Consider the following 829-nt stretch of genomic DNA (forward strand, 5'->3'; position numbering starts at 1 on the left):
GCACGTGGACCGCGCCGCCTTCGACGCGATGCTGGCCGCGGCGGTGCCGGCGCAGGGCGGCACGCTGCTGCGCGGCCTGCGTCTGGGCGCGGTCGGCCGCGCCGCCGATGGCGATCACGTGCTGGAACTGCACGAAGAGCAGGGCGGCGTGCGCCGGCTGCGCGCCGGGTTCCTGGTGGACGCCAGCGGCATCGCCGCCGCGGCGGTGCGGCGGCTGGGCGTTGCCCGCAACGAGGTGGATTGCCTGGCCTTCGTCGCCGGTGTGTTCGCGCTGGAGCGGGCCGAGGCGATTCCGTCGCAGGCCTTGCTGGAGGCCTGCGCCGACGGCTGGTGGTATGCGGCGAAGTTGCCGCATGAGCGCTTGATGCTGGCCCTGGCGCTGGAGCCGCGCCGGCAACGGCAGTACCTGGACCGCGACGTGTGGCTGGCAGCGGCGCGAACGACCCGGCACGTCGCGCAATGGTTGGCGCAGGGCGCGGCCCGCGCGCCGGAGGCCGATGGCCTGATCGCCGCACTGGGGCCGTCGGCGATTCTCAGCCGCGTGGTGGGCGTCGACTGGTTGGCAGTGGGCGACGCGGCCAGCGCCTACGATCCGCTGACCGCGCACGGCATCGTCAAGGCCCTGCAGGACGGCGAGGCCGCCGCGCACGCACTGGCAGCGCATCTGCAGGGTGCCGGCCCGGCACCGCTGGCGGCGTACCAGGAGGGCGTGTTCGCGCGCTTCCGCGCCTACCTGCGCGAACGCGGGGCGCTGTACGCGCGCGAGCGGCGTTGGGCGCAGGCGCCGTTCTGGCAGGCGCGGCTGGCGGGGTGATGCCGACCGCCACGC

General features: G+C 75.6%; 1 protein-coding gene. It reads left to right on the forward strand.

Going from position 1 to position 829, the window contains the following annotated elements:
* Positions 1-814: hypothetical protein (locus tag D180_RS13920; protein WP_017913278.1), on the forward strand; the 814-nt coding region annotated here is incomplete at its 5' end.
* Between the last annotated feature and the right edge of the window lie 15 nt (positions 815-829).

This window comes from Xanthomonas sp. SHU 166, from assembly GCF_000364685.1.
In the GTDB taxonomy this organism is placed as follows: domain Bacteria; phylum Pseudomonadota; class Gammaproteobacteria; order Xanthomonadales; family Xanthomonadaceae; genus Xanthomonas_A; species Xanthomonas_A sontii.